The 7550-nt window shown below is 47.1% G+C and carries 5 protein-coding genes; 3 read left to right on the forward strand and 2 right to left on the reverse strand.

What is annotated here, in order from left to right:
- Both MHN01_RS10600 and MHN01_RS10605 read left to right on the forward strand, forming a co-directional pair.
- The coding region (locus MHN01_RS10600) for an MmgE/PrpD family protein (RefSeq protein ID WP_239411328.1) at window positions 1–836 on the forward strand (836 nt) is incomplete at its 5' end.
- A 39-nt stretch (window positions 837–875) separates the two neighbouring features.
- Window positions 876–2180 (forward strand): anaerobic C4-dicarboxylate transporter, encoded by a 1305-nt coding sequence (locus MHN01_RS10605; protein ID WP_239411329.1) that lies wholly within the window; start codon window positions 876–878, stop codon window positions 2178–2180.
- A gap of 78 nt (window positions 2181–2258) precedes the next feature.
- On the opposite strand, the gene MHN01_RS10610 is transcribed toward MHN01_RS10605, so the two are convergent.
- On the reverse strand, window positions 2259–3197 hold the full coding sequence (locus MHN01_RS10610) for a LysR substrate-binding domain-containing protein (RefSeq protein ID WP_239411330.1): 939 nt from the start codon (window positions 3195–3197) through the stop codon (window positions 2259–2261).
- Between the two features lie 1312 nt (window positions 3198–4509).
- Between MHN01_RS10610 and MHN01_RS10615 the strand changes: the two genes are divergently transcribed.
- The gene (locus MHN01_RS10615) at window positions 4510–6987 is read left to right on the forward strand and encodes a cytochrome-c peroxidase (protein WP_239411331.1); all 2478 of its coding nucleotides are present in this window, start codon (window positions 4510–4512) and stop codon (window positions 6985–6987) included.
- A gap of 52 nt (window positions 6988–7039) precedes the next feature.
- Here the strand turns inward: MHN01_RS10615 and MHN01_RS10620 are convergent.
- On the reverse strand, window positions 7040–7550 hold a 511-nt coding region (locus MHN01_RS10620; RefSeq protein WP_239411332.1), incomplete at its 5' end, for an AraC family transcriptional regulator.

Genomic DNA, 7550 nt, shown 5'->3' on the forward strand with positions numbered 1-7550 from the left:
CGTTGGCAATTGCGGCATCGTCGGCGTCTGGCGTGCGGGGCAATTTTGGGAGCCAGACCAAGGCAATGCATGCCGGACTGGCTGCGTTCAACGGGGTCAATGCGGTTGAGCTGGCAATGCTGGGGGTCACCGGCCAGCCTGATGTTATCGAGGCCGCTGATGGTTTTGCCCAGTGCTTTACCGGGATCACTGAACTTGACGGTGCCGAGGTGACGCTTGGCAGTAAGTGGGACTTGCTGGAAAACGGCTTGGTATTCAAACAGTACCCCTGTTGCAGCGGCAGTCATCCTGCCATTGATTGCTGGGATGCCTTGCTGATTGAAAGAGCGCGTGGTGGCATCCCCCTGAAGGCTGAAGAGATCGAATATATCCAGGTTGGTGCCAGCCTGCTTGGGCCGCGGGAGCTGGTCTGCAACCATCCGCACAATGCCATTGAGGCTAAGTTCTCGATGCAGTATGCCCTGGCTGCCAGATTAATCCATGGCGCTGTCGGGTTGACAGAATTTACCGACGAGGCGGTGAATGATCCCCGTGTACAGGCTTTGATGCCAAAGATCCGGATGCGGGTTGATCCCGAACTTGAAAAGTTGGGCTTCCTCGGAACAGCGCCAGTCAAGATCCGGGTGTATCTGGCTGACGGAGAAACGGTGAGCATTTGCAATGATCTTGCCAAGGGAAATCCGGAAAAGCCGCTGTCTCAGGCGGAAATCGAGAAGAAATTTACTGCTTGCGTCTTGCCAAAGGTGGGCGAGCACAAGTGCCGGGGATGGCTGGGGGCGCTGACTCACTTTGAGACAGTTACCTTTGCCGAGCTCAAGCACCTGCTGAATTCATAACAGTAACTCCCGAATCAATAACGGGAGAGGAGGTTTCCAATGATTTTTATCCAAACGTGTCTGTTGTTAGGGGCCATTATACTGGCCGCCCGCCTCGGCGGGATCGGTGTCGGTCTGGCTGGTGGTCTCGGGATGGCTATCGCCGTCTTTGGCCTTGGCCTGCCGCCGGGTAGTATTCCGGTGTCAGTTATTCTGATCATTATGTCGGTGATCCTGGCATTGTCAGTGATGCAGCAAGCCGGTGGTATGAGCTACATGGTCAACTGTGCCGAGAAAATGCTGCGTAATCACCCTAAGTACATCAATATTCTGGCCCCGGCCACGACGTTTGTGCTGACAACGCTGGCCGGGACTGGCTATACCGCGATGTCTGTACTGAATGTTATCCAGCAGGTGGCCAAGGAAAACGGCGTGCGTCCGAGCCAGCCTCTGAGCTCGGCCGTTGTGGCCTCGCAGATCGCCATCACGGCATCACCAATCTCGGCAGCGACTGCGGCAATGTATGTCGTCGTCGAGCAAATGGGGGTGAGTTTTGGCACCGCGCTGAGCGTGATTATGCCGTCGGCCCTGTTCGGTGTGGTTGTGGCGTCGTTTATCGCTAGCCGTCAAGGCTGTGAGCTGAAAAATGATCCGATTTTCAAGGAACGTGTTGCCAAAGGGCTGGTGAATTTCACGCCAGAAGAGCAGAAGCAGATTGAACCTAGCATTGAAGCCAAGCGTTCGGTATGGCTGTTCCTCGGCGGTGTGATGTTCATTGTTGCTTTGCTGCTGTTCAAGCCGCTGCTTGGTCATGATTTAGGATCGCGAGATATCATCGTGATCGTGATGTTACTGACTAGCTTTATCATGGCAATGGTGTGCAAGGTTCAGCTGACCTCTATCAAGAAAGCTCCGATTTTTGCCGATGGGGCGGAAAGCCTGATAGTGATCCTCGGTATCGTGTGGCTGAGCTCGACCATTATTGGTGTACATATTCCTGAGATCAAAACGATCGCCGGTGATGTATTGAGTGAATACCCTGCGTTGCTGGCTGTTGTGTTCTTTGGCACATCGGCACTGCTGTTCAGCCAGGGAGCGACTAGTGCCCTGCTGGTACCGATTGCAGCGTCACTGAACGTCGATCCCGGTACTATTCTGGCAAGTTTTGTGGCAGTAAGCGCCCTGTACATGACCAACATCTACCCGACGACAGCCTTCGCGATTGCCACCGATGACACCGGCTCTTTCCTTAGCAATAAGTGGAATGGTTCGTATATCGTCAACCATCCGTTCTTCCTGCCGGGTATGCTGGGAATTGTGGCTGCGGTACCGTTCGGCTTCGTGCTGGCCAATATCTTTGTCTAGCAGGCATATTAACCCCAAGATAACCCAGGGCCCTCTTCACTGAGGGCTTTGCTTCAGATATCTGCTGTAAGTTGTGGTTTATTGCTTCCTTCGGATCTTTTCTACCTCGTCCTGAATTACCGTTTTTACCTGCTCGCTTAGCCATTGCATTCTCGGGTGCTGACTGTCGCGTTGACGACTCATCATGTCGATATCAAAGTCCGGGATTGAAATCGGCGGCTCGCAGAGGGTGATATCATCACTAAAGAGCTCGGAGCGGCCGACCATTTCAGCCATCACACAGAGCAGGCGGCGGCCTGAGATAAGGTGACGCAGGGTTAAAAAGCGCGTTGAGCCAAGAACCACCCGGCGCTGAGTACCCATCTCGCTTAAGGTGTTGTCTACCGGGCTGGAAAGGGCCTTGTTGGCAGATACAACAACCTGCGGGGTTGCAAGGTAAGCATCTAAAGAAATGGGCAATTTTGTTTTTAATATCGTGTTGTCGAACAGGCAGACATGGCGCTCACGGTAGAGGAAGGTGCGGCAGAGATGGTCGGGTTGTTGCTTGAATACCCCGATAGCCAAATCAACCTCACCGCTGTCCAGCGCCTGCTCGCAGTTGGCAGAATCTACTGCCTGGAACAGGATTTGGCAGTTAGGAGCCGCGCTGATCAGGCTGTCGAACAAAGCGGGACCAAATACCTGCTCGGCATAGTCGGTCAGGCCAATCACAATCTTGTCGCTAAAGTCTTTGGGTTCGAAGGCAACAGGCTGAAGGATATCATCGCGGATTATGTTGATCACCGTATCGATCTTCGGAGCAAGCTCCAGCGCACGGCTGGTTGGCACCATGATATTGCCCTGGCGCTCAAACAATGGATCGTCAAGCAGGGTGCGAAGTCGCTTGAGGTTATAGCTGGTGGCAGGCTGGCCAAGGTGGAGCCGCTCTGAAGCACCAGAAACACTTCGGCAGACCATGATGGCTTCGAATGTCAGTAACAGGTTGAGATCGACACCTCGCCAATTGATTCCGCTCATAGCTTTTGAGTTTCCATTCGACAGTATTGATATCCCTAGATTCCTATATTCGATGGGGTGATGCAACGGTAGGTGAGAAAATACAGAAATAATCTAAGGAGTGGTGTTTCGGGGAATATATAACACACATTATTGTTAAGTTGATGATATAAATAATAAATAGTGAATTCACTCGTGGAAAATTGATATTTACCCTCTATTGCTAATTAGAAATTTAGAGTTGTAAGTAAGCCAAGTACACATTTCACATCATTTTAAATTAACTATCATTGTGTTCAATTTCACCCATCATGCGCATGATGGCGCATAAGTATTGAAAGAGGTGTTGAATTATAGATCTTATTTGTACTGCTGAAGATTAATACTGAAGTACTACGGGGTATGTAGATTAAATCACATTGAATATTACTAAAACATAACTTGTAGCAATGTGTTGGGTTTGGTTATTGCCCTGGTGAATAGTATTGGTTGTTCGCTAGGGCACTTCATTGTCATGGCTTAGTATTATTACTGATACAAATAAGTCACACTTTTTATATGGTTACTAAATTTCTTGTCGTCATCGGTTAATGGGGATTCATGTTTTTTTGGATTTAACTTTTTGATTTTTATTGTGTTTCCTTAAGGTTGACGTATTGGTGGAGTTTTTTAGTTTTCTTGTTTATTAGAATATTTTCAAGGTTAAGAGTGTAATCTTATAACTGAGACATATAAACTATGATGTATGTAAAATCAGCCTATATTGCTTGAAGCTAATACTAACTAGTAAAAAATGATGAAATCATGAATGAGTTCTTACTCAATAGAGTAATTAAGGCTTATTGAAGTGCTTTGAGAATGCTATTTAACCACTATTAAATTATGGTTATTGTGTGCTGTTTTATCATATGGAAATCTTATTCATTTTTTTGATAGTTAAAATTGATTATTTTGTCTAACTATCTTGTCAAATTTAAATTTCAAGATGTAATTTAGTATGATTTAACTTCTCCTTGAATTAATCATATATTACTAGCCTAATTTCTTATTTCTCTTTTATTTTATATATTTCCCATTAATTTACCTGATCGCGCATTCCTTTCTGTAGGTCTAGATTTTTGGATAAGGGAGAATGTTGCTCATTCACAGAAATGATTTCATCCCTACAAAAATAAACATTGATTAGAAACTTTTTAGTCAACTTATTTGACTAATTTACAGGATTATTACTATGCGGATTAAATCAAGGCAATTTACAAAGCTAGCAGCGTTGCCATTTTTTATAGCTCTATCTTTCGCAAGCTCTATAGCTAGTGCAAATTTAGAGCAAGAAATGCAGAAAACGCTGGAAGAGCAAGGATTAGAATACCGAGCACTTTTGGAGCAGCATCAGACTGAGCGGAGGAGTATTAGACAGGAGCAAAGGCAGGTTAGGCGAACGAGACCTGTTGATCGTGAGTTGCTGGCTAATTTAAGAGATCAGGAACGTGATTTATTCCAAAGCCAAAGGGCGGAAATTGATTTATTAAAACGTATTCATGCTCGCGATCTTGACGGAGATCGACTGGCAATTAGACGTTCTGGGGGAACTGGCGAAGAAGCAGAGCCTGAGCACGAGTTTAATGCATTGCTTGAGCTGGTACACGGAATCGAGCTTACCGATGAAAATGGCATTCCTGTTGGTGGTGAAGCAGGATTAGCTGTCTTTGGGGATAGAGTTGACGTCGAAGTTATAATTGGCGGCATCACGTCTGCGAGTGATGTTTCCTCAATAGAGCTGACGAACTGTTCTACTGGTGATGTGTTCTTATCGCTGCCACCAAATCAATTGCTTGGCGAAGTGGTAATAGGGCTGGATATTCCACCACAAATTCCTGATGTCAATGTAGGGCCTCTTGAGCCTACACCATCATTTAGCTTGATTCAGTATAACCTCCCATTTTCTAATGCCATGCTGATAGCACTTGAAAATGGCAATATGTGTGCCCCGGTAGTCTTGACCTCTCATGAGGAGTCTCACCCTGAAGGTACCTTGACAGGTAACTTCATCGACCACCTTCGTTTCGAGGCACTGGAATACATATTGGATCCATCGTTATTGCCTGAACCGCGCGTAGTGGATCGCCAGTTCAATACATTAGGCACTGTGAGCGAGTTGGTCGTTAAAGATCAATACGCACTTGAAAAATTAGGGAAGGCTTTTTTCTGGGATACCCAGGTCGGATCAGATAACAAAGTTGCCTGCGCCTCATGCCACAGTTTGGCCGGGGTAGACTGGCGGACCAAAAACCAGCTAGCTGAAGGTGAAGGAAATTATGAAGTAACTGCAAGCGATTTTCCGCTGAGTACCGTGTTGGGCTCACAAGGGGTTATGAATGCAGAGTTTGTGGAAATTAACCCTGACCAGCCAGGTGAAGATGTGTGTAAAGATCTGAGCGGTGACTTCAGGTTGGTCACAGGCCGTCAGGCTCCTTCTGTCGTCAATGCTGCCTTTAATACGTTCCAATTTTGGGATGGACGGGCACACCGTTTCTTTAATGGTGAAAACCCACTGGGTCCTGTCGATACCAATGCCGGTGTGTATAAGGTTAATGGATCTGGCTATGTAGAAAAAGATACTAACATCCTGATTGATTATTCGTCGTTGGCTTCTCAGGCGGTTGGGCCTTTTGAAAGCCATGTCGAGATGATTTGCGGGCCGGTAGATCGTAGCCGATTCTTCCCTCAGCTTGCTATGAAGCTATTGAATAGCAATGTTAAACCGCTGGGTCTTCAGAAGGTTCACTCGGAAGATAGTTTGTTGGGTGGAATGGCTAATGGGACAGCAGGTCTGAATACCAGCTATGAATCAATGATCAAAAAAGCGTTCAAAGAGGAATACTGGGATAGTGTTACACCTATACCGCTTCAGCATCCGGTAACAAATGAATGGGAAGACTACAGTATGATGGAGGCGAACTTTGCCTTTATATTTGGTCTTGCCGTCCAGGCTTATGAACGTACTTTGCTTTCCGGTGAAAGTAAGTTCGATAAGTTTGCCCGAGGTGAAGGTGAATTGAGTGAGATAGAAAAGGAAGGTTTCAATCGGTTCCTCAGTGGTGGTACCCGTTGTAATGAGTGTCATGACGGACCAATGTTCAGTACTGCTACTCTTCAATTCACCTTGGTAGAACCTATTGAAGCAATGCGACTTGCCAATAGTGATGATAATGGGCTTTATGATTCAGGCTATTACAATGTTGGTGTCCGTTTGACTGAGGAAGATCTCGGTCGAGGACGCCAGGACCTGCCTGGTCCAATAGCATTATCGAGCCAGTCTAATAATGGTAACGATACTCTGTGGCCGAATTTACCTATGGTGTCAACTGAGGAGGGTATGGCCAGTGTTAAAGGGCATATGAAAGTGCCGACTTTGCGTAATATCGAGCTGACAGCACCTTATTTCCATAATGGGAAATATCTGTCGCTGGAAGATGTGGTGGCTTTCTATGCTCGTGGTGGTGACTTCCCGCTTAACGAAGATCTTGATCCGGAGATGAAACCTCTTGGTCAGTTGCTAGGCAAGCCTGAGCGTCAGGCGAAGATTGCCGCCTGGATGCGTACCCTGACAGATGAACGTGTTCGCTATCGTTCGGCACCGTTTGATGGCCCTGAGTTACCGATCCCTAATGGTCATAAGATGGAGAACGGACAAATTGTCGATGATATCGTCATAATGGAAGCAACTGGTAAAGATGGCTCTGTGGAACCATTTGCCACCTTCTTTGAGCGTGTAGGTGGTACTATCCCTGATATTCCTGAAGGTGATTAATTAGTAAGAAATTAGTCATCACCATGCTATGGAGTGACGTAAAAGGCTTGGTTCACAATGAACCAAGCCTTTTCTTTAGGGGGTAGATAGTAGTTGAGTTTATTTCCTTGGGCCGGAAGCGCTTGCGGTAGTCTTTGGGCGGAAAGCCGGTCAGCTTTTTGAATGCCCTTGAAAAGTGGGCAATGTCAGCGTAGCCCAGCTCGGAGGCGATATCGGTCAGCGAATATTGCCGATTCTCCATCAACTGGCAGGCGGTTGCCAGCATGATGTTTTCCCGAATGCTTTTGTAACTGGTGTTCTCCCCTGATAGACGGCGCTGAAGGGTACGGGGGCTGGTATTCATCAAAACGGCGGCTTGCTGAATCGATAGGGCTTGTCGGGACAGATAAGGGGCCAGAGCCAGATATACGGTTTCGACATAGCTCAGAGGTTTTGGGTCATCAGCTTGTTTGTCGACCGGTGTGAAACGGACCGGCAGGTTGAAGGGCATTGCCAACAAGTCATTGGATAGTTCGATAGCTGCTAGGCTGCGGTTGCTATAGAGAACTGTGTTGGGGCTGTTC

Source organism: Photobacterium sp. OFAV2-7 (assembly GCF_022347985.1).
Lineage (GTDB): Bacteria > Pseudomonadota > Gammaproteobacteria > Enterobacterales > Vibrionaceae > Photobacterium.

What these genes read in the sequence shown, in the direction of transcription:
- MHN01_RS10605 (WP_239411329.1), top strand. Translation starts at nt 876, where the DNA reads ATGATTTTTATCCAAACGTGTCTGTTGTTAGGGGCCATTATACTGGCC.
- MHN01_RS10610 (WP_239411330.1), bottom strand. Translation starts at nt 3,197, where the DNA reads ATGAGCGGAATCAATTGGCGAGGTGTCGATCTCAACCTGTTACTGACA.
- MHN01_RS10615 (WP_239411331.1), top strand. Translation starts at nt 4,510, where the DNA reads ATGCAGAAAACGCTGGAAGAGCAAGGATTAGAATACCGAGCACTTTTG.